This window comes from Mesorhizobium sp. U510 (assembly GCF_059180695.1).
Map to the genome: position 1 here is coordinate 5,578,870 of NZ_CP180532.1, position 19,901 is coordinate 5,598,770.

The 19,901-nt window shown below is 65.0% G+C and carries 20 protein-coding genes; 12 read left to right on the top strand and 8 right to left on the bottom strand.

Annotated features, from left to right (window positions below):
* Nucleotides 1–69 precede the first annotated feature (69 nt).
* Nucleotides 70–2,505 carry a putative bifunctional diguanylate cyclase/phosphodiesterase gene (locus ACLGL5_RS28840; protein WP_038647957.1) on the top strand — a complete coding sequence of 812 codons (2,436 nt, stop codon included), beginning with the start codon at nt 70–72 and terminating at the stop codon, nt 2,503–2,505.
* A gap of 39 nt (nt 2,506–2,544) precedes the next feature.
* Here ACLGL5_RS28840 and add read toward each other — a convergent pair whose 3' ends face one another.
* Entirely contained in the window at nt 2,545–3,537 is a 993-nt protein-coding gene (gene add / locus ACLGL5_RS28845) for an adenosine deaminase (protein ID WP_069092583.1), read from the bottom strand.
* 112 nt (nt 3,538–3,649) lie between these two features.
* Nucleotides 3,650–4,354, bottom strand: coding sequence for an SDR family oxidoreductase (locus ACLGL5_RS28850; protein WP_069092584.1), 705 nt, complete (start codon nt 4,352–4,354; stop codon nt 3,650–3,652).
* Nucleotides 4,355–4,481: 127 nt separating this feature from the next.
* On the opposite strand from ACLGL5_RS28850, the gene gcvA reads away from it, so the two are divergent.
* Together gcvA and ACLGL5_RS28860 are read left to right on the top strand one after the other, a co-directional pair.
* Nucleotides 4,482–5,381: a transcriptional regulator GcvA gene (gene gcvA / locus ACLGL5_RS28855; RefSeq protein WP_069092585.1), complete on the top strand. Its 900-nt coding sequence runs from the start codon at nt 4,482–4,484 to the stop codon at nt 5,379–5,381.
* A gap of 187 nt (nt 5,382–5,568) precedes the next feature.
* On the top strand, nt 5,569–6,078 hold the full coding sequence (locus tag ACLGL5_RS28860; RefSeq protein WP_064981809.1) for a DUF2867 domain-containing protein: 510 nt from the start codon (nt 5,569–5,571) through the stop codon (nt 6,076–6,078).
* A 91-nt stretch (nt 6,079–6,169) separates the two neighbouring features.
* Here the strand turns inward: ACLGL5_RS28860 and ACLGL5_RS28865 are convergent, their stop codons facing one another.
* On the bottom strand, nt 6,170–6,631 hold the full coding sequence (locus ACLGL5_RS28865; RefSeq protein ID WP_019859344.1) for an Lrp/AsnC ligand binding domain-containing protein: 462 nt from the start codon (nt 6,629–6,631) through the stop codon (nt 6,170–6,172).
* A 131-nt stretch (nt 6,632–6,762) separates the two neighbouring features.
* Between ACLGL5_RS28865 and ACLGL5_RS28870 the strand changes: the two genes are divergently transcribed.
* The 3 genes from ACLGL5_RS28870 (at nt 6,763) to ACLGL5_RS28880 (ending at nt 9,719) form a co-directional block, all read left to right on the top strand.
* Nucleotides 6,763–7,758, top strand: coding sequence for an ornithine cyclodeaminase family protein (locus ACLGL5_RS28870; RefSeq protein ID WP_069092586.1), 996 nt, complete (start codon nt 6,763–6,765; stop codon nt 7,756–7,758).
* A 147-nt stretch (nt 7,759–7,905) separates the two neighbouring features.
* Nucleotides 7,906–9,039, top strand: a complete 1,134-nt coding sequence (locus ACLGL5_RS28875) for an NAD(P)/FAD-dependent oxidoreductase (protein ID WP_069092587.1) — start codon at nt 7,906–7,908, stop codon at nt 9,037–9,039.
* Nucleotides 9,036–9,719 carry a YoaK family protein gene (locus ACLGL5_RS28880; RefSeq protein WP_069092588.1) on the top strand — a complete coding sequence of 228 codons (684 nt, stop codon included), beginning with the start codon at nt 9,036–9,038 and terminating at the stop codon, nt 9,717–9,719. The genes ACLGL5_RS28875 and ACLGL5_RS28880 overlap by 4 nt, the downstream gene beginning before the upstream one ends.
* 3 nt (nt 9,720–9,722) lie before the next feature.
* Here the strand turns inward: ACLGL5_RS28880 and ACLGL5_RS28885 are convergent, their stop codons facing one another.
* Nucleotides 9,723–10,187 carry a MarR family winged helix-turn-helix transcriptional regulator gene (locus ACLGL5_RS28885; protein WP_069092589.1) on the bottom strand — a complete coding sequence of 155 codons (465 nt, stop codon included), beginning with the start codon at nt 10,185–10,187 and terminating at the stop codon, nt 9,723–9,725.
* Nucleotides 10,188–10,327: 140 nt separating this feature from the next.
* On the opposite strand from ACLGL5_RS28885, the gene ACLGL5_RS28890 reads away from it, so the two are divergent.
* Together ACLGL5_RS28890 and ACLGL5_RS28895 are read left to right on the top strand one after the other, a co-directional pair.
* Nucleotides 10,328–11,143 (top strand): p-hydroxycinnamoyl CoA hydratase/lyase, encoded by an 816-nt coding sequence (locus tag ACLGL5_RS28890; RefSeq protein ID WP_069092590.1) that lies wholly within the window; start codon nt 10,328–10,330, stop codon nt 11,141–11,143.
* A gap of 45 nt (nt 11,144–11,188) precedes the next feature.
* Nucleotides 11,189–12,709 carry an AMP-binding protein gene (locus ACLGL5_RS28895; protein WP_083246807.1) on the top strand — a complete coding sequence of 507 codons (1,521 nt, stop codon included), beginning with the start codon at nt 11,189–11,191 and terminating at the stop codon, nt 12,707–12,709.
* 13 nt (nt 12,710–12,722) lie between these two features.
* Here ACLGL5_RS28895 and ACLGL5_RS28900 read toward each other — a convergent pair whose 3' ends face one another.
* The gene (locus ACLGL5_RS28900) at nt 12,723–13,448 is read right to left on the bottom strand and encodes a 3-keto-5-aminohexanoate cleavage protein (protein WP_019859352.1); all 726 of its coding nucleotides are present in this window, start codon (nt 13,446–13,448) and stop codon (nt 12,723–12,725) included.
* 190 nt (nt 13,449–13,638) lie between these two features.
* On the opposite strand from ACLGL5_RS28900, the gene ACLGL5_RS28905 reads away from it, so the two are divergent.
* Nucleotides 13,639–13,830, top strand: coding sequence for a hypothetical protein (locus tag ACLGL5_RS28905; RefSeq protein ID WP_019859353.1), 192 nt, complete (start codon nt 13,639–13,641; stop codon nt 13,828–13,830).
* Here the strand turns inward: ACLGL5_RS28905 and ACLGL5_RS28910 are convergent, their stop codons facing one another.
* Nucleotides 13,831–15,930, bottom strand: a complete 2,100-nt coding sequence (locus ACLGL5_RS28910; protein WP_069092591.1) for an EAL domain-containing protein — start codon at nt 15,928–15,930, stop codon at nt 13,831–13,833. It lies immediately after the preceding gene.
* A 233-nt stretch (nt 15,931–16,163) separates the two neighbouring features.
* Between ACLGL5_RS28910 and ACLGL5_RS28915 the strand changes: the two genes are divergently transcribed.
* Entirely contained in the window at nt 16,164–16,613 is a 450-nt protein-coding gene (locus ACLGL5_RS28915) for an ester cyclase (protein WP_069092592.1), read from the top strand.
* A 265-nt stretch (nt 16,614–16,878) separates the two neighbouring features.
* Nucleotides 16,879–17,949, top strand: a complete 1,071-nt coding sequence (locus ACLGL5_RS28920) for a phosphatase PAP2 family protein (RefSeq protein ID WP_069092593.1) — start codon at nt 16,879–16,881, stop codon at nt 17,947–17,949.
* A gap of 81 nt (nt 17,950–18,030) precedes the next feature.
* On the opposite strand, the gene ACLGL5_RS28925 is transcribed toward ACLGL5_RS28920, so the two are convergent.
* Both ACLGL5_RS28925 and ACLGL5_RS28930 read right to left on the bottom strand, forming a co-directional pair.
* Nucleotides 18,031–18,567 carry a hypothetical protein gene (locus ACLGL5_RS28925; protein ID WP_171903303.1) on the bottom strand — a complete coding sequence of 179 codons (537 nt, stop codon included), beginning with the start codon at nt 18,565–18,567 and terminating at the stop codon, nt 18,031–18,033.
* A gap of 121 nt (nt 18,568–18,688) precedes the next feature.
* Entirely contained in the window at nt 18,689–19,015 is a 327-nt protein-coding gene (locus ACLGL5_RS28930) for a DUF1330 domain-containing protein (RefSeq protein WP_027047064.1), read from the bottom strand.
* Nucleotides 19,016–19,192: 177 nt separating this feature from the next.
* On the opposite strand from ACLGL5_RS28930, the gene ACLGL5_RS28935 reads away from it, so the two are divergent.
* Nucleotides 19,193–19,885, top strand: coding sequence for a winged helix-turn-helix transcriptional regulator (locus ACLGL5_RS28935; RefSeq protein ID WP_019859358.1), 693 nt, complete (start codon nt 19,193–19,195; stop codon nt 19,883–19,885).
* The last annotated feature ends 16 nt before the right edge of the window (nt 19,886–19,901 follow it).

The window sequence follows — 19,901 nt, forward strand, 5'->3', positions numbered from 1 at the left end:
AAGACACATCCCATTAGCGCTTCCTAAACCGCCTTGCGGTATTCCTCGTCACTCGATGGTGGGACGCAGATGAACGCATTCAGGCGAGCGGCCGGATTTGTTGTGATCCTGTTGACCGGGGCGGCGACGCTGGCGGCGTTGCATATCGATGCCCAGCGAAACTTCGCGCTGGCCAAGGAGCGCTATGTCGAGAACTCCCAGGCAGCTTCCAGAGCGACGGCCAAGACCGTCGAAGACGCCTTGCGGGCCGTCTACGAGAATGTGCGCACCCTGAGTTATCTGCCGAGCGTGCGCAACCTCGACCGGCATGGCACGAACCTTGGCGATGAGGGCCGCGCGACGATCCAGCAGATCTACAACAACCTCGCCAACAACGTCTCCATTTCCGAGGTTTACTTCCTGCCGGTGGATTTCAGCCCGGACCGCTTCGATGCCGCGACCGGCAAGCTCGAGGAGCCGATCCTCCAGTTCGACCAGTTGATCGTGAACGCCAAGGCGAGATCCGATGCCGCCGGCAGCGACAAACAGGCGAAGCTGGACGAGAATGCACTGACCCGCCCGCCGGAGGAGATCGAGACCTACGAATACCATGAGCTGGCCAAACAGCTCGCCTGGCTGAAGACGAACTATCCGAATTCGAGCGCCATCGACGGGTTGAACGTGCCGATCATCGGCACGAAGGAGCTCATCACCTGCGACAACACCGATTTCATCCATACCGGCAATGACGCCGATCGCTCAGGCTTCATCCTTTCGGTCCCGGTCTTCGGCCAGGATGGCAGCCTGCGCGGCTCCGTCTCGGCGATCATGCTCACCTCGGCGCTGCGGAAACTGTTGCCGGGCAGCGACTATGTCATCGTCAATTCAGGCTACGGTTTTGAATCCGACCAGCACAAGATGTCGACGGCCCTGGCGGCGGATTCACGGGCCTTCACGGCGGCCGACCCCAATCTGATCTATTCCGAAGTCATCCCGCTCTCGCTCAACGATCCCAGGAGCGCATGGCGTCTTTGGGCCGGTTTCCCCAACAGCCGGTTCGACAACAACATGGACGTCCAGTCCGTACGGGAATTCGAACTGGCCGGTTATGCGGCGGTCGCGTTGGTCACGCTGCTGGCGCTGGCATGCTGGTACGCTATCGGGCGCACGATGACGATGCAGGTCGAGGCCGCCGAGACCCTTGAGCGTCGGGTCGAGCAGCGCACCGCCCAGATCCAGCACCTGGCCACGCATGACATTCTCACCGGCCTGCCCAACCGAGGCCTCCTGGCCGACACGATGGACGAGGCATTGCGAAGCCTCAGGGACGACGAGAAGCTGGCCGTCCATTGCGTCGATCTCGACCGTTTCAAGCCGGTCAACGACACGCTCGGCCATCCGGTCGGCGATGAGCTTCTCGGCGCGGTGGCGAAGCGGTTGAAACACCATGCCGGCGAAACCGCCATGGTCGCCAGAATTGGCGGGGACGAGTTCGTCATCCTTCAGCTCCTGCTCGACGGCGACGACGAGGCCGGCGTGCTGGCAAGCCGTGTCATTCATGCCCTGTCCGACGAATTCTCCATCCAGGGCCACAAGATCAACATCGGCGGCAGCATCGGCATCGCCGTCTTCCCCGACGACGGGCAAAGTTCGGAAACCCTTATCCGCAATGCCGACCTTGCCTTGTACAAGGCAAAGATGGAGGGGCGCGGGACCTGCAGGTCGTTCGAGCCGGGAATGGACGCAAGGCTGCAAGAGCGGCGCCAGCTCGAGTCCGAACTGGCGCTCGGCGTGAAGAAAGAACAGTTCGTCCTGCATTATCAACCGCTGCACGATGCAAAGACCTCGCAGCTCACCGGCTTCGAAGCGCTGGTAAGATGGAACCATCCGCGCCTCGGCCTGCTGCCGCCGTCGGAGTTCATCCAATTGGCCGAGGAGACAGGCGCCATCGACGCGCTTGGCGAGTGGATCATGCGGCGTGCCTGCGCCGACGCCGTGAAATGGCCCCTGCCCGTCAAGGTCGCGGTCAATCTTTCGCCGGCCCAGTTCAAGCAGCAGGGGCTGTCGCTTCAGGTTGCCGCGGCGCTCGCGGCTTCAGGCCTGCTGCCGTCACGGCTCGAACTGGAGATCACCGAGTCGGTGCTGTTGGCGAACAACGAAAACACGCTGAACACGCTGTACAGTCTGCGCGACCTCGGCATCTCCATAGCCATGGACGATTTCGGCACCGGCTACTCCTCGCTGAGCTATCTCAGGTCGTTCCCGTTCAACCGCATCAAGATCGACCGCAGCTTCGTCAGCCTGATGTGCGAGAGCAGCGAAAGCCGAGCGATCGTCAAGGCCGTCGCCGAACTCGGCACCACGCTTGGCATGACGACGACCGCCGAAGGCGTCGAGACAGAGGACCAGTACAGGCTGGTCAAGGAGAATGGCTGCACGGATGTCCAGGGCTGGTATTTTGGCCGCCCTATGCCGGTCTCCGAGCTTCATGCGCTATTCGACCAGCCGGAAGCCCTGACCGCGTAATCAGCCAGACGGCATGATGGCGAAAATCGGCAGCGGCCGCTACCTCCGCCAGGCCGCCAGATCGGTCAGGATCCGCGCCTTCAGCGCCGGATCGGCGTAGCTCGCCTGCACCGATGTCGCGGCGAGATGGCGGATGGTTTCGTCGTCCCAGCCGAAGGTCTCGGCGCAGGCGGCGTAGGAGGCTTCGAGCGTGGTGTCGAGCAGCGACGGGTCGTCGGTGTTGATCGAAACCGGGACACCGGCCTTGCGCAAGGCATCGATCGGATGTTGCGCAAGCGAGGGATAGACGCCGAGCGCCAGATTGGAGACCGGACAGACACCCAGGGGAATCTGCCTCTGCGCCAGCAAGTCGACGAGTTCCGGGTCCTCGATCGCCCGCACCCCATGGTCGATGCGGTCGGCGCCCAGCAATTCGATGGCGTCGCGAACCCCTTCCGGGCCGCTCGACTCGCCGGCATGAACGGTGCGCCGCAAACCCGCCGCGCCGGCCCGGCGAAACGCCTCGGCAAAGCGTGGGCCGGTACGGCCGGCGGCCGCTTCGTTGCCGTCGATCGACAGGCCGACGACACGCCTGTGCCTGATCCTGCTCAGCAACGCCACCAGCTCGAGTGATTCCGCCGCCGACTGGGTGCGAAGCAGGCTGACGCAAAGCCCGACCGGCGGGTGACCATCCTGTTCGGCGGCCGCGAAACCCGCATCGAACGCGTCGATCATCCCCGCAACGTCCTTGTGCCAGTGCGGCCAGTGCGTCGGGTTGACGATGGCGTCGGCGTAGCGCACGCCGCTCCGGCCCATGCGCTGCGCGAACTTGTAGGCCGTGGTGGCGAGCTGCTCGCGGGTACGAAAAGTCCCGCACAACCAGTCGAGCATTTCGAGAAAGCTCTTGAGGTCATGGGCTTCGAACAGCCTGTCGCGCGGCGCGCGTAGCGGAATGCCGGCTTGCTCGCAGTTCGCGATCACATCGTCGGCCTCGAAGCAGCCCTCGATGTGGATGTGCACTTCGGCTTTCGGCAATCCGATGAAGTCGGTCAATGACGTCTCCCCTCTTGGCAGGAATCATCAAACCATGAAATGGCTGGTACCGATTTCAAGAAATGATTGAAAGAATTGCGCATGGGCCGCGAGAGTGGCGAGCTCCGAAGCCTCACAACGCCCTTATAACACCCCCATCCACGCGGATGTTCTGGCCGGTGATATAGCCCGCCCCCTCCGAAGCCAGGAACGCAATCGTCGCGGCGACCTCCTCTGATGTGCCGTAGCGCTGCATCGGCACGTTGTCGCGGCGTTCTTCGACGGTCGGCAGGCTGTCGATCCAGCCCGGCAGCACATTGTTCATGCGCACATTGTCCGGTGCGTAAGTGTTGGCGAAGATCTTGGTGTAGGCGGTCACTCCGGCGCGGAACACGGCGGACGTCGGGAACATTGCGTTCGGCTCGGCCACCCAGGCCGTCGAGATGTTGATGATCGCCCCGCCCTTCTGCTTGATCATGTGCGGCGCCATGATGCGCACCGGCCGGATGACGTTCATCAGATAGACATCCATGCCGGTGCGCCACTGCTCGTCCGTGATCTCCAGGATCGGCGCGCGCGGCCCGTGGCCGCCGCTGTTGACCAGAACGTCGATGCGGCCAAAACGCTCCAGCGTCAGGTCGGCGAGGCGCTGCAGATCGTCATTCGATTGGTTGGAGCCGGTGACGCCGAGCCCGCCCAACTCCTTGGCCAGGGCCTCGCCCTTGCCCGAGGATGAGAGAATGGCGACCTTGAACCCATCCGCCGCCAGGCGCTTGGCCGCCGCCGCTCCCATGCCGCTGCCACCGGCCACGACAACAGCCACTTTTTCTACACTCATCGGATTTTCCTCTCAGGGTTGGCAGGCACCGCAACCGGTGTTTTCGGTATTTGGACGGTGATATAACTGGTTTTATCACCCGATTCGAACCAGAATGCCTGAAATCAACCAGTAGAAAAACTCCTGCATGCCCGAAGCCTTCCTCAGCCTGCCGCCGCTGAATGCGCTGCGCGCCTTCGAGGCCTCGGCGCGCCATCTCAACTTCCGCATCGCCGCCGAGGAGTTGAACGTCACGCAAGGTGCGGTAGCCCAGCACATTCGCGGCCTGGAGACCCATCTCGGCGCGAAACTGTTCGAGCGGCTGCCGCGCGGCCTGGCGCTGACCGATCAGGGCCGCGCCTATGTGCCCAACATCCGCCGCGCCTTCGACCTGATCTCGGAGGCAACCCAGCTGTTGCGCCCCGAACCCGCACGTCTGACGATCAGCGTGACGCCGAGTTTCGCCACCAAATGGCTGATCCCCAGGCTGCAGGATTTCATGGCCGACAATCCGCTGGTCGACCTGCGCGTGCTGGCCAGCGAGAGCCTGTCGAGCTTCCAGGCCGACGGCGTCGACGTCGCGGTGCGGCAAGGCCGCCCGCCCTTCGGCGCCGGCCTGATCGTCGACCTGTTGTTTCCCCAGCAGATCATCGCAATCTGCAGCCCGGCCCTGCTGCCTATCGGGACCGCCGAAATCCCGGCGGCCGAAATCCAGCATCACGTGCTGCTGCACGACGCGCACAATCTGTGGCCGGAATTCATGGAAAAGGCGGTCGGCCTGAAGATGACGGCCGAGCTCAAGCGCATGCGCTTCAACCAGACCAGCCTCGCCATCGACGCGGCCATCGCCGGCCAGGGCATAGCGCTGGCCAGCCGCTTCCTCGTCGCAGCCGATCTCGCCGCCGGCCGCCTGGTCCAGCCGGTCAGCGGCGAAATGCGCGGCACGCAGGATTTTTATGTCGTCATGCCGAGAAAGCAGCGCCATCCCGAACCGACACAGGCCGTGCGGCAATGGCTGCTGGATGCGGGGGAACGGCCGCTGGTCTAGGGCGTGTACTCATCAAGCGGCTTGCCGACTTATGTCCGCTCACCCCCAAGCTGCGGAAGAGCGGACGTTGCCCGAGGTCGCGAAAGGGTCATCAGCAGAAGTTCCTCGACACGTTTGATGGAGAGCCCTTTCGTGCTATTGGAACGCACCACCTCTTCGCTTCCATTCAGTCCGGGGCGGAACATCTTTGACGCGCGTTGCTCGAGTCGATTTGCCGCAACATTCCGCGCTTAGGCCGCTCTACGCCGAGGCAGGCTTCGCTGACGCATTCGCGATCGATCTGCCAAGCAATGCGACCGGCGACGCCGAGCGCCTCGCCGCCCACATGCTTATGGGTCAGGCGCGGTGGGTTGGCTGGCTAATAGCTCTAAGGGACACTTTGGTTGCGGGGTTTGGTCTCAAGACATCGTCTGCGTTGCGCGATGACGTTGCGACCGACAGGATCGATTTCTTTCGGGTCTACGATCGGCGGCGTCACGAGATTATTCTTGGCGAGGACGATCGCCATCTCGACTTCCGTTTGTCCGTTTTGGTTGAAGAGTCCGCTTTGCGCCGTCGACTTGTCGCAACAACGGTCGTGACCTTCAATCATTTGGGAGGGCGGGCCTATATCGCGGGAATTGCGCCTTTCCATCGCCTGATCGTAAAATCGTCTTTGCGTCGAGCCGAGCGATCGGGCTGGCCATCTGAGCTGTGAGGTCGCGCGCCGCCGGCTGGACCAAATTCGGTACGTCTGCTTTCGGGCGTATAGCGTCCAGGCTACGGCTCGGCGCTAGCGAGTCCGCGTCCTAGATCGGAAGCAGCGCGTCCGGCTTCACATTGGCGATCGAGGCGTAGGTATGCGTCTCCCTGACGCCGGGCAGCGGCAGGATCACCCGCTGCAGGAAATCCTGGAACATCGCCATATCGGCGATGCGCGCCTTGACCAGATAGTCGAAGCCGCCGACCACCATGTGGCATTCGATGATCTCGGGCGCCCGCACAACCGCCTCGGCGAAGCGGTCGAAGACATGCGGCGCCGTATGATCGAGCCGCACCTCGATGAAGACGAGTTGTGCCTGCCCGATCCGGGCCGGGTCGAGAACGGCCCGCACCGCCCGGATGAAGCCTTCGGCGAACAGCCGCTTGATGCGTTGCGCCGCCCCGGTCGGCGACAGGCCGACGCGGCGGGCCAGATCGAGCGTCGTGCGACGGCCATCCTCCTGCAGCAAGCGCAACAGCGAGCGGTCGATACGGTCGAGATCGTCCATTTTTTGAATTCACACTTTCCAGCCACGGATAGCGCGATTATCACGCAAAAATCGCGAAAACAGCATATTTCATCACGCTGTCGAGTGGCAATACCGTTGGCGGGCAACGCAACCCGACCAAGGTAAATCCCATGATATCAGCCACACCGACCACCCGCAGTGCTCAGACCAAGGGCGACACAGCTGTGCTCATCCTGAGCGAAGGCGAGGTGAAAACATGCATCGACCTGCGCCGGCTTCTCGATGCGTTGGCGGAGGGCTTCAAGGCATTGTCCCGCGGCGAGATCGTCAATCCGGCGCGGCCACAGCTCGACATTCCGCAAGCCGGCTATTCGCTGGCGATGCCGGCCTGGATGGCGGGCATGCATCTGACGGTGAAGATCGTCAACGTCTTCGAAGGCAACATCGCCCGCGCGATCCCCAGCCATCTCGCCACCATCCACCTGTTCGACCCGCAAACGGGCATGCCGGTCTGCGTCATGGACGGCACCTATATCACCGCCGTGCGCACCTCCGGCTCGGCCGTGCTCTCGGTGCGGGAACTGGCCCGCCGCGACGCCAGGGTGGCAACGGTGGTCGGCGCCGGCGTGCAGGCCGGCCAGCACTTGCACCTTTTGCCGCTGGTGCGGGATTTTGCCGAAATCCGCGTCGCCTCGAAGGAGTTCGCGGACGCGCAGGCACTGGCAGCGCTGCATCCGGGCGTCGTCGCCGTCAGCGATCTGGAGGCCGCGGTGCGCTCGTCGGATGTCGTGTGCCTGGCCACGCATTCCTACCAGCCGGTGATCGCCACCGAATGGCTGCGGCCCGGCACGCATGTCTCGTCGGTGGGCGTCGCCCCGCCCGGCGGCGAACTGCCGGTCGAGCTTGTCGGCCGGGCCAGCCTGTTCGTCGAGACCAGGGACGCCTTCGCCCCTACCCCGGTCGGCTCTTGCGAACTCGATGGCATCGATCCGCAAACCGGAACCGAGCTTGGCGAGATGCTGCTTGGGCTGCGGCCGGGAAGGACCAGCGCCGACCAGATCACCGTCTACAAGGCCATGGGTGTTGCCATGGAGGACCTGGTGGCGGCCGACCTTGCTTATCGCGAGGCGGTTCGTCGAGGATTGGGGCGGGCTGTGGCCTTGTAGAGGACGTTGCCGATCAGCGGAGCCAGCGCTGCCCTCACTGCCCTGCCGGCCATTTCTCCCCTTGGAACGGGAAGAAATGGCTGCGCAAACGACCGAGGGAAGGTCGCGCCGTTTGACTGGATACGAAATCATTTTTACGACTGCTGGATGCAGTCGAATCCTCCCCAAAAAATCGTCGTCATCGGTGGTGGCATTGCCGGCCTGTCGCTTGCGGCGGCCTTGCGGGATTGGGCTGAAGTCACCGTCCTCGAGCGCGAGCCGCATCTTGGCTATCACGCCAGCGGCCGCTCCGCCGCTTTGTTCACCGAGACCTACGGCAACCGGCTGGTGCGGGCGCTGACGCTGGCCAGCCGGCAGGCAATCGTCGAAGGCGGCTTCATCGCCCATCGGCGCGGCGCGCTGCATGTCGGCTGGGCTGGCGACGGCGCCGCGATCGACAAGCTGGCCGATGAATTGCAGGCACTGGTGCCCAGCGTGCGCCGCCTGTCGTCGGCCGAACTCCACGCGCTGGTTCCCGCCATTGCCGCCGAAGCCACTTGCGGCGGCGCCTATGAGCCGGACGCCGTGGATATCGACACCGGCAAGATGCTGGCGGCCTGCGCCTCGGCGCTGAAGGCCGGCGGCGGCACAATCCGTACCGGCGAGGAGGTGCGCGCCATCTCGCAAGACGGCGGCGGCCTCCGCGTGGAAACGAGCGCCGGTGTCTATCCAGCCGACATCGTCGTCAACGCCGCCGGCGCCTGGGTCGATGTCGTCGCTGGCCTGGCGGGGCTTTCCGGCCTCGGCTTCCAGCCCAAGCGACGCACCGCCTTCCTGTTCGATCCGCCCGCCGGCACCGACATCGCCAGTTGGCCGCTGGTGGTCGACTTGCACGAACAGTTCTACTTCAAGCCCGACGCCGGCAGGCTGATCGGCTCGCTCGCCGACGAGACCGATTCCGAGCCTTGCGACGCCTGGCCGGAAGATATCGATGTCGCGATCGCCGTCGACCGCATCGAGCAGGCGACGACGATGCGCATCGGCCGTCCGTCGACGCCATGGGCGGGCCTGCGCACCTTCGCGCCGGACCGCACGCCGGTCGCCGGCTTCGACCCGCGCCTGCCCGGCTTCTTCTGGCTCGGCGGCCAGGGCGGCTATGGTTTCCAGGTGTCGCTGACCCTGGCCAGGCTGAGCGCGGCGCTGATGCGCGGCGAGCCCCTGCCGGAGGATGTCACGGCACTCGGCGTCACCGCCGCGGCGCTGGCGCCCGACCGCTTCCTGGTTCCGGCGACGGCGCCATGAAGCCCACACTGCCGCTGCTGCTGAGCCTCAATGGCGGCTATGTCGACACGGCCGGCTTCCTGGCGCTGCAGGGCCTGTTCACCGCGCATGTGACGGGGAATTTCGTCACCCTCGGCGCTTCCCTTGTGCTCGGCATTTCGGGCGTTCTGGCAAAGCTGCTGGCGCTGCCGGTGTTCTGCATCGTCGTCATCCTGACCCGGCTGGCCGGCGAGCATTTGCGCCGGCGCGGACATCAGGCGCTCGGGGTCCTGTTAGGAACCAAACTGGCGCTGCTTGTCATCGGCGCCGCGTTGGCGATCCGCTTTGGCCCCTTTGCCAGCGGCGACAGCGCGGCCGCCATCGTAACCGGCATGGTGCTGGTCGCCGCCATGGCGATCCAGAACGCGGTGCACCGGGTCCACCTGGCGGCCGCCCCGCCCTCGACGCTGATGACCGGCACCACCACCCAGATCATGATCGATCTCGCCGACCTCGTCGGCGGCACGGCCCCGGAGGCTCGCCCGGCGCTCATTGCCCGCCTGCGGCGCATGGCGGCGGCGGTCGCCGTCTTCGCCGCCGGCTGCGCGGCCGCCGCCCTCGGCTATGCCTACGCCAATGTATGGTGTTTTATCGTTCCGCCGGTGATCGCACTGCTCGCCCTGATGCTGCGGCTTTCCGCGCCGGACGAGGAAGCCAACTAGCCCTCACCCTTCCTCCGTCCAGATCAGGCGCAGCAGGCGCAGCAGCGTCGCCCGCTCCTTCTTCGTCAGCCTTTGCAGGAACCTGTCCTCGTGCCGGCGAACCTGTCGCCGCCAGCCAGGCATGGCCTGTCTGGCCGCCGGCGTCAGGGTCAGCATCCGCACGCGCCTGTCCTCGGCATGGTCGTCGCGCTCGACCAGCCCGCGCTCTTCCAGTTCGGCAAGCAGCGGCGCCGTGTTGGCACTCTTCATGCCGAGAAGACGGCACAGTTCCGCGGCGCGGATGCCAGGCCGCTCGTCGATCAGCGCCAGCATGCCATAGGTGACCGGGCGCAGGCCCGCTTCGGTCAGTTCGACCGCGAAATCATTGAGCGCGAAAGCCGAGGCACGCTTGAGATTGTAGCCGACCTGCGCATCGAGCGCGTCGTCGGGCATCATTTCTGGCCCGGTGTGAGGCTGGGTTTCGTCCATGCCAACCGATCGCCGCGACGCCGGCTCTTGTCAAGCGAAAAAGACTATGCGACATAGCAATTGAGATCGCTATGCTCCATAGCAATTTCCATGACTATAGCAATTGCCCATGACTGTGATGGAGCGGGAGGAGACCGACCATGACCGACGAAACCGTGGCCTTCGACGTCGAGAACGGCATCGCCTGGGTGCGCTTCAACCGACCGGACAAGCGCAATTGCATGAACCCGGCGCTCAACCGACGCATGATGGAGGTTCTCGACGAACTCGAGTATCGCGCCGATGTCGGTGTGCTCGTGCTGTCGGGCGAAGGCAGCGCCTGGTCGGCGGGCATGGACCTCAAGGAGTATTTCCGCGAGACCGAAGCCAAGGGGCTCGGCGCCATCCGCAAGGCGCAATCCGAAGCCTATGGCTGGTGGCGGCGCCTGCGCTGGTACGGCAAGCCGACCATCGCCATGGTCAATGGCTGGTGTTTTGGCGGCGGCTATGGCCCGCTCTTCGCCTGCGACCTCGCCTTTGCCGCCGACGAGGCGCAGTTCGCTCTGTCCGAGATCAACTGGGGCATCCTGCCCGGCGGCGGCGCCACCAAGGTGGTGGTCGACCTGCTGTCGATGCGCGATGCCATGTACCACGCGCTGACCGGCGAACTCATCGATGGCAGGAAGGCCGCCGCCTGGAAGCTGGTCAATGAAAGCCTGCCGCTGGCGCGGTTGAAGGCGCGGGTCACCGAGGTCGCCAACATCCTTCTGAAGAAGAACCCGATCGCGCTGAAGGCCACCAAGGACGCCATCCGCCGCGTCGGCGAAATGACCTATGACAATGCCGAGGACTATCTGGTCCGCGCCCAGGAGGCGGCCAATTCGCACGACAATGAGGGCCGCAAGGAAGGCATCCGCCAGTTCATCGACGAGAAGAGCTACAAGCCGGGCCTCAGCACTTACGACAAGGCCAGATGACGCGACAAGCCAACGACGCGAGCCATCGACGCAATCTGGGAGGAGATGCGCATGCCGGCCTTGACGACTTCAGACCCGGTGGCCCTGCATGCCGGCGCGCAGCCAAGCCGTGTTGGCTGCGTCGACCTGGCCTCCGGCCGGCGCTGGACCTATGCCGCGCTTGACGAGGCCATCCAGCGCACTGTGCGCGTTCTCGAAACCGGCTACGGCGTCAAGCCCGGGCAACGGATCGCCACGCTGGCCCGCAACAGCGCCGACCTCCTGATCCTGCAGCAGGCCTCAATGCGGCTCGGCGCCATCTTCGTGCCGGTCAACTGGCGCCTTGCAAGTGCCGAACAGCAGGCGATCCTTGCCGATTGCGATCCGGCGCTGCTGTTGCATGACGCCGTCCCGCAGGCGGCATTGCCCGGGCGCTGCATCCCTGTCGATGTCGCCGCCTTCGCGGTGGCGGTCGAGGCGGAGACGCCGGCGCCGCGCCGTCCCTTGCCCGCCGACGATGCGCCCTCGATCATCCTCTACACATCGGGCACGTCGGGCCGGCCAAAGGGCGTCATCGTCACCGAGCGCAATGCCTTTGCCACGGCTGTCAATTTCGGCGTGCTGGGCCGCGTCGGCAATGCCAGCATCTTCCTCTGCGACGCGCCGATGTTCCATGTCATCGGCCTCCTCACCAGCCTGCGTCCGACGCTGCTTCAGGGTGGCACCGTGCTGATCTCGCCCGGCTTCGATGCCGGCGCCACCAATCGCCGCCTCGCCGATCCCACCCTTGGCGTCACCCATTATTTCTGCGTGCCGCAGATGGCCAGGATGCTGCGTGAACACCCCGACTTCACGCCGGCGCGCTGGACCTCGCTCACCGCCATCTTCACCGGCGGCGCGCCAAATCCGGCCACGGACATCCGCTGGTGGCTGGCCCAGGGTGTGCGCATGGCCGACGGCTTCGGCATGACCGAGGCAGGCACGGTGCTTGGCATGCCGGTCGAGGCCGACCGCATCGCCGGCAAGGCAGGCTCGGCCGGCCTGCCGGCGCCGACGATCGGACTGCGCCTCGTCGACGACGATGGCCGCGACGTTGCGGCCGGCGAGCCCGGCGAGATATGGCTGTCCGGCCCCTCGATCACGCCCGGCTACTGGAACCGCCCCGAAGAGACGGAGCGCGCCTTCACCGCCGATGGCTGGTTCCGCACCGGCGACATCGCGCGGCGTGACGAGGAAGGTTTCGTCACCCTCGTCGACCGCGGCAAGGACATGTTCATTTCGGGCGGCGAGAACGTCTATCCCGTCGAAATCGAAACCGTCTTGCTCGACCATCCCGGCATCGCCGAAGCCGCCGTGATCGGCATCGCCGACGCGCGCTGGGGCGAAGTCGGGCGCGCCTTCGTGGTGGTGAAACCCGGATGCGTGGTCGACCCGGCCGATCTGGCCAACCATTGCGGCGCCCGCATCGCCCGCTTCAAGGTGCCGAAAGAGTTCCTGCTCACCGATACGCTGCCGCGCACCGCATCCGGCAAGATCCAGAAGCACATTTTGCGCGCGTGGACAGCACCGGTCCACCGGCAGAGCTGAGGCAGACCGCGGTTCAGCCGGCGGACGCCGAGCGGAAAACCGCCACCGCAGCCGCGACGATTTCCGCATTGTCCTTGGCCACGGTTCCATCGGCCAGCGTCTTGCCGTCTTCCAGCCCGACCCTCGTCGACCAGCGCTTTTGGCGCGCCAGTTCGACGAACGGCCAGACGGTGGCGTCGACGCCATGCAGCAGGATCGGCCGCCGCATTTCGGCGCGTTCGAGCACGGCGGCGATGCCGCTTGCCTCGGCGAGTGCTGCGGCGAGGTCCGGCATGTCGATCTCGATCAGGATGCGCAGCACCCGATCGTGGTCGGTGAGCGCCACGAACCGCTCGGCGTCTTCCATCGTGGCGAGCCCGGCCTCGATGCCGACGCCCCGCTGGCGCAGCAGATCCATCACGGCGGGTGCGTCGGCCTCGGAGAGATTGACCGAGGCGTAGTCGGGCAACTCGCGCCAGCCGGCGACCGCCGCGCGGGTGCGCGCGACATCGTTCTCGATCCAGGCGCCGGTCGACACGCCGACCAGCGTGCCCGGGCAGGCCCGGCGCACGGCCAGCACCGTCGCATCGACAGCGGCCAGGCTTTCACGCCCATCGGCGCCGCGCGGATGGATGTGCAGCTCGGCGGCACCGGCCGCGACGCAGGCAGCGGCATCGCTGGCCATGGCCTGCGCCGTCAGCGGCAGCTTCGGGTGAAAGTCGCGCGGACGCGCGCCGTTGATGCAGGCCTGGACGATCATCAATGTCACCTCGGACAAGGGAGGCCGCAGTCTAGACGCACGACAAGGCAGGGCAAAGCGTTGCGCGCTGTCTCTCCTGACAGCGCGGCCATGATTCCTCGGCATTTGAATAAAACCCGCCTGTGGATATTTACCCCACATTCCGCCGGAGCGGCCAAGATAAATTAGGGCGGGATCATGGAGGGAACCATTGACCAGCGATTTTTCAGCCGCCCGCATCCATCTCGAACGCGCTTATCATTATCTGCGCGGCAATGATGAGACGAGCCGCTCGGCATGCGAGGCCCTCGACCTCCTGATCGAGACGGTGGCGGAAGCCCAGCATAGGCGGCCCGAGACCGGCGTGCTGGAATTTCCGCAAGCGATGGTGCGGCAAATCTGACTAGGACGCCTTGCGGGCCGGCGCCGCGCTTGCCGTCCCGGTGGCGCGCGCGACGATCTGCTCCAGCGGCTCGGGCCGGTGCAGCAGGAAACCCTGGCCGAAATCGACGCCCATCGCCTGCAGGATGTCGAGCGTCTCGGCTTGCTCGATCTTCTCGGCCACGACGGCGCAGCCGACGCTGCGGGCAATGCCTGATATGGCCGAGACGATCTCGCGGTCGAAGCGGCTCTCGGCGATGTGCTCGATGAAGGAACCGTCGATCTTGATGGCATCGACCGGAAAGCGCCTGAGATATTCGAACGAGCTCATGCCGGCGCCGAAATCGTCGAGGCTGACCTTGCAGCGCCGCTCGCGCGCCTTGCGCACGAACGTCTCGGCGGCGTCGAAATTGGTGACGGCGGCGGTTTCGGTGATCTCGAAGCCGATGCCGGAATGCGGCGCCCCGGTCTCCTCGATGATGCTGTCGACGAAATCCCACAGTCCGGGATCGCTCAGTGTCTGCGCCGACAGGTTGAAGCCGAGCGTGATCGCGCCGGACTTCATCGCCGCGCCATGCCGCGACAGCGCGGTGCGGATGATCCAGCGATCGAGCCTGGCGGCGATGCCGAAGCGCTCCGCCGCCGGGATAAATTCGCTGGGCGGGATGAGTTTGCCGCCGCGTCCGGCGAGCCGCGCCAGCACCTCGACATGGCGGGTCTCCTGCCAAGGCCGGCCCAGCCGGTGGATCTCCTGGCCGAACAGTTTCAGCCGGCCGTCCTCCATGGCGTCGACCGTGTCGGCGGCGAGCCGCGCCGCGTTGAGGCCGCCGGTGGCGGCCTCGGCCGAAAACACCGCGAAGCGATCGCGCCCGGCGGCCTTGGCCGCGTAGCAGGCATCGTCGGCGCAGGCCAGCGCATCGGCGACCGTGGTCGCCCGGTCGTCGACAATGGCGATGCCGATGCTCGCCGCGAGCCGCCGCGCGGTCGCGGCAAGGCCGAGATCGGCGCCGCGCACGGCCGCCAGTATGGCTCCGGCCAGCCGCTCGGCCTGCGCGGGATCGCAATGGGGCACCAGCAGGGCGAACTCGTCGCCGCCGAGCCGCGCCGCATGCGCCGATGGCGGCAGGCAGCGGCTAATCCCCGCCGACACGCTCTTCAGCGCCAGATCGCCTGCGGCGTGGCCGGCGAAGTCGTTGAGCGCCTTGAAGTAGTCGAGATCGACGTAGAACACCGCCAGCGGCACGCCCGCGGCGATGTGGTCGGCCAGCAGCCTGTCGAAGGCGGCGCGGTTCCACAGGCCGGTCAGCGCATCGTGGCGGGCGGCGAACGCAAGCTCCTGTTCGCGCAGCTTGTCCTCGGTGATGTCGCGCACCGTGCCGAGGACCTGGCCGGCGGCACCCGCGGCTGCGACGAAGCGCACCAGCGATTCGACATGGCGGATCTCACCGTCACGCTTGATGATGCGGTATTGCCAGGCGGTGACCGCGTCCGAGCCCGGAGGCGGCAAATGCGCCTGCTCGGTGGCTTCCTTGTCGTCCGGGTGCAGAAAGCTGTGCCAAAGGTCGGCCGTCACCTCGTCGGTGTCGGCAACGAGCCCGAATATGTCCCTGGTGCGAGCATCCCAATAGCTCTTGTGGGTGGCGATGTCGTGGTGCCAGATTCCGGTGCCGCTGGCGGCGAGTGCCAGGCGGAAGCGCATGGTGACCTGTTCGAGCGCGGCCTCGGCCGCCTTCTGCTTCGAAATATCGGTCTGCACGCCCATCAGCCGCAGCGGCCGCCCATCGGCGCCGCGTTCGACGATGCCGCCGCGGTCGAGCACCCACACCCAGTGGCCCTGCTTGTGCTTCAGCCGAAGTTCGGTCTCGATGGCATCGGTCAGCCCGGCAATGTGGCGGTCGCCGCTGGCCAGCGCCCGCTCGCGGTCGTCGGGATGGGTGAGCTGCAGCCACAGATCGCTGGTGTTGGCGAGTTCATCTTCCTCGTAGCCCAGCATTCGCGCCCAGGTCGGCGAATAGAAGCAGTCGCCGGTGCGAAGATCCCAATCCCAGACGCCAAGATGGGCCCGCTCCAGGGCCTTGGCCCAGAACGCTCCATTGCGACTTTTCTTGCCCTGACGCGCCATCGTCTGTTTTCGCCTGCTCCACCCGCGGGCAATCTGCGACAAAACCAGAGAAGAAACAGTTACCGGGACCCGGCAGGCATGCCTTCCCGCCTGCAATATTTCGTGGCGCCTCGTCTTTCGATTGGCCGGCAAGAACCGGAGTTTTGCGCTCCCCCGATGGTCCTAGGGATGGCTCAGGTCATCAGCGACACTGGTACGCGGATGACCCAGCAAAACACGAAAGGACGCTCCCAATGACCAAACAGGAAGACAACAAGGCCGTCGTCGTCAGATGGTTCACCGACTTCTGGGGTGAAACCTGCGATCTGTCCGTCGTCGACGACATCGCCGCGCCCGACATGCTGCTCAAATATTCGCTGCATGAGCCACGCCGGGGCCGCGACGACATCAAGGCCTTCATGACCGATTTCCGCGCCGCCTTCCCGGATCTCAACTTCTGGGCCACCGCCGATCTCATCGCCGAGGGCGATTTTGTCGTCGGCCAGTGGGAGGGCGGCGGCACGCATACCGGCCCGGCTTTCGGCGATTTCCTCGCCGGTTCGCTGCCCGCCGCCACCGGCCACGCCATGCGCTTCACCGGCACCACGGTGCTGAAGGTGATCGACGGCAGGATCGTTGAGGAGATCGGCCTCGACGACGGCGTCGCGGCGCTGACCCAGCTCGGCCTGATCAGGGCCGCCTGATCCGCAGGGCCATCGCCGACCAGGCGATGGCCCGCTTCGACTGCGGCCGAAGCCCGGCAACCTTTCGGGTTTGGAAACCGCTCCGGCGCAGACACTACTTCTGCATTCAACGATGACATCTTCGTCAACGAATCCTTGACGGAAAGGGAAGAAATATAAGCATTCAATATTTGTATTTTTTATCCACCCCAAAGTGTAATCGAATAGTAATACTTCATCGACGAAATACCCCTGTTAATGCTTGGGCAGTTGGCGGGTTTCCTCAATGAGTGCGCACACCGCGCAGCGGAACGGCGAACGCCGCCCGCTTGGCGTTTTTGACCTGGACATCGCCGCGACCAGGAGCGGCTGGCTGCTGACCGCATTGTGCCTGGCCTATTCCCTGGCCGCGCTTTGCCTGCAGCCGGGCCGGTATATGCACCTGGCGCAATCCTACGCGGAGCCATTCGTCTTCTTCCTGCCGACGCTTCTTGCCGCCGGCCTCGGCGTCATGGCGCTGACATTTGCCAGGCATAGCCCGACACGGTTCATGCTCGACATGCTCAGGCAGCGCTGGCTTGGCGCCGCACCGGTGATCCTCCTGTCCTTTCTCGGCATAACCGCCTTTACCGCCTTCAAGATCGCCATCCCCGACATCGTGCCATTCTATGCCGACCGCATGCTGGTGGAGCTCGATGTTGGGCTGCATGGCGCCGATCCCTGGACATGGGCGCATCGCGTCGTTCCCGAATCCATTTCGGCTGTCATCTTCATCGCTTACGGATATGGCTGGCACGTGCAATGGTTCGGCACCTTGCTGTTCGTCGCCTTCTGGAACAGCCCGGCAGCGCGTCTGCGTTATCTCTGGGCGCTCGCGCTGACCACGATCCTGTGCGGCACCGTTCTGGCCATGGCGCTGTCTTCCGCCGGCCCGATATTTCACGACCAGTTCTACGGCGGCGACCGGTTTGCCGGATTGCGGACCGCCCTGGCGCGGAACGGCTACGCCGCGCCGGTCCGTATGTATGCCAGCTATCTGCTCACAGCCTACACAAGCGGCCGCCCCGATCTGGGCGGCGGCATCTCCGCCATGCCAAGCATGCATGTCGCCTTCGTCACGCTCAACGCGTTCTTCCTGAGCGGTTTCGGCCGCCGCTGGGCCGTCGCCGGCTGGTCTTTCGCGGCGCTCATCCTGTTCGGCTCGGTCTACACAGGTTGGCATTATGCCGTGGACGGCTACCTTTCGATCCTTGTCGTGTCCGTGATCTGGTACCTGACCGGCCGTTTCGTTCTGCCGCGGACGAGCCGCGACACCATCGGGATGCGCCTGCCTCTGCCCGAACCGGCGCCGCAATGACCGGGCCTGGCTGAGGCCGGGCGAACAACCCCACCGCCTTTCGGAAGGCCAGACGGCATTGGCGCCGCCTGACCTTGCCGGCTACTGGCTCGGCGCCATCGTGTGTTCGCACGACACTTTCGGGTTCATGTCGGCGAACGTGCCGGTCGGGTTGCCCTTCCAGGCCCAGACATGCAGCTCGTAGAATTCACCCAGGCCATAGCGATTGGGGGCGCTGTTGAAGTTGAACAGCTGGCCTTCCAGTGACGCCGGCCCCTTCGAGGTGATGTATTCGACCGCCACCAGCTTCAGCGTACCATCGGCCATCGGCTCGTACATCACGGCCTCGGGACGGGCGATGTCGATCTTGTCGTCCTTCAGATACTGGCCGTTGACGTAGTGGATGCCCATGGCGCCGCCGCTGATGCCGCTGGCGCAGGGAATGGGCGCGTAGCCCTCGGCCGTCGCCGCCTTGACGTCGAGGAACCGGCTGCTGGCCGCCCGTACCTTCTCGGCCAGCGGATTCGAATCCGTCTCGGTGCTGGCCGCTTCCTGATGCGCCTGTGCGAAGGTGGCGCAGACTGCCAGCATGGCCCCCGCCATGACGAGCCTGTTGCGAAGATTTGACATCATGTCCATTCCATTCTTCTTGAAAAAGCACAGCTGGCCGGCCGCCGGAAATACGGAGGCCCGGCAGGCAAGCGCTGTGGCTGTTGTTGCTTGGAGATCCCGAAATCGCTGAGAGGAATGCCGGGGAGGATCATCCCTTCGGCAGATACGGGATCGTTCCGGCCAGATCGGTATCGTCGATCAGCTGGAAGCGGCTGTCGCTGCCGCCCCGGCGCGCCGAAACGAAAGGCGCATAGGCCGGATCGTTGGTGAAGGCGCGCGCCGCCGCTTCCGACGGGAACGCCATCAGGGCGATCAGCGTGGTCTCGAGCGGCTTGCCTTCAAGCGTCTTCACATTCCCGCTGCGCGACAGATATTTGCCGCCATGCTTGTGGACGATGTCGTGCACCGAGGCCGCGTAGGCCGGCACCCATTTCGGGTCGTTCATCTTGATGTCCGCGATAACGTAGGCAGTCATGGTCGTCTCCTGGTTGCGGCGCACAGGGGTATCCCGTGCAACCGGTCAAAGGGCTCGCATGGCATGGCAGTCGTCAACCAGTCCGCGATCTGTACTGGGGTGGTACAGTTTCCGTACTGGCCGCTTCATTCATGAGGGCCTAATGTTCGGCCGAGCTTCGAGGGAGGAGCACCTATCATGACCCAGCACGGATACAAGCAGTTCTGCCCGCTATCGATGGCCGCCGAGGTGCTGTGCACCCGCTGGACGATGGTGCTGATGCGCGAATTGGTGGCGGGTTCGACCCGCTTCAACGATTTGCGCCGCGGTGTCCCCAAAATGTCGCCGACCCTTCTGTCGCAACGGTTGAAGGAGCTCGAGCTGGCGGGGATCGTCGAGCGCAAGGAGGTGCCGGGCGAGAAAGGCATCTTCGACTACCGGCTGACCGAGGCCGGCCGCGATTTGCGCCCCGTCGTCGAAGCCATGGGGTTCTGGGGGCAGAAATGGGTCGAGTCCCGGCTGTCGCTCAAGAACCTCGATCCGTCGCTGCTGATGTGGGACATGCGGCGCAATCTTAACCCCTCGCCGCTCCCTGAAGGACGCACGGTGATACAATTTCTGTATCAGGATCTGCCGGCGTCCAAACGCTCATGGTGGCTGATCGTCGAAAAGCACGGCGAGGTCGATTTGTGCTGGTACGATCCGGGCTTTGATGTCGACCTTTACGTCGCGACGGACCTGCACACGATGACGGCAATCTGGATGGGGTTGCTGACCGTCGAGAAGGCCGGCGCGAAGGTTTCCCTGACCGGCGACCAGGCTATCGGCAAGAAAATGCAGACCTGGCTCGGGCTCAGCCCGTTCGCGGTGGAGCCCAAGCGGGCAGCGTAGGAGAACCGGTCCATGC

Bases quoted from the DNA above. Each gene is read 5' to 3' on its own strand.
- ACLGL5_RS28885 (WP_069092589.1), bottom strand. From the start codon at position 10,187: ATGGACGAAACCCAGCCTCACACCGGGCCAGAAATGATGCCCGACGAC.
- ACLGL5_RS28895 (WP_083246807.1), top strand. From the start codon at position 11,189: ATGCGCATGCCGGCCTTGACGACTTCAGACCCGGTGGCCCTGCATGCC.
- ACLGL5_RS28875 (WP_069092587.1), top strand. From the start codon at position 7,906: ATGCAGTCGAATCCTCCCCAAAAAATCGTCGTCATCGGTGGTGGCATT.
- ACLGL5_RS28910 (WP_069092591.1), bottom strand. From the start codon at position 15,930: ATGGCGCGTCAGGGCAAGAAAAGTCGCAATGGAGCGTTCTGGGCCAAG.
- ACLGL5_RS28865 (WP_019859344.1), bottom strand. From the start codon at position 6,631: ATGGACGATCTCGACCGTATCGACCGCTCGCTGTTGCGCTTGCTGCAG.
- ACLGL5_RS28925 (WP_171903303.1), bottom strand. From the start codon at position 18,567: ATGGACATGATGTCAAATCTTCGCAACAGGCTCGTCATGGCGGGGGCC.
- ACLGL5_RS28850 (WP_069092584.1), bottom strand. From the start codon at position 4,354: ATGAGTGTAGAAAAAGTGGCTGTTGTCGTGGCCGGTGGCAGCGGCATG.
- ACLGL5_RS28930 (WP_027047064.1), bottom strand. From the start codon at position 19,015: ATGACTGCCTACGTTATCGCGGACATCAAGATGAACGACCCGAAATGG.
- gcvA (WP_069092585.1), top strand. From the start codon at position 4,482: ATGCCCGAAGCCTTCCTCAGCCTGCCGCCGCTGAATGCGCTGCGCGCC.
- ACLGL5_RS28935 (WP_019859358.1), top strand. From the start codon at position 19,193: ATGACCCAGCACGGATACAAGCAGTTCTGCCCGCTATCGATGGCCGCC.
- ACLGL5_RS28900 (WP_019859352.1), bottom strand. From the start codon at position 13,448: ATGATCGTCCAGGCCTGCATCAACGGCGCGCGTCCGCGCGACTTTCAC.
- ACLGL5_RS28840 (WP_038647957.1), top strand. From the start codon at position 70: ATGAACGCATTCAGGCGAGCGGCCGGATTTGTTGTGATCCTGTTGACC.
- ACLGL5_RS28880 (WP_069092588.1), top strand. From the start codon at position 9,036: ATGAAGCCCACACTGCCGCTGCTGCTGAGCCTCAATGGCGGCTATGTC.
- ACLGL5_RS28870 (WP_069092586.1), top strand. From the start codon at position 6,763: ATGATATCAGCCACACCGACCACCCGCAGTGCTCAGACCAAGGGCGAC.
- ACLGL5_RS28915 (WP_069092592.1), top strand. From the start codon at position 16,164: ATGACCAAACAGGAAGACAACAAGGCCGTCGTCGTCAGATGGTTCACC.
- ACLGL5_RS28890 (WP_069092590.1), top strand. From the start codon at position 10,328: ATGACCGACGAAACCGTGGCCTTCGACGTCGAGAACGGCATCGCCTGG.
- ACLGL5_RS28920 (WP_069092593.1), top strand. From the start codon at position 16,879: ATGAGTGCGCACACCGCGCAGCGGAACGGCGAACGCCGCCCGCTTGGC.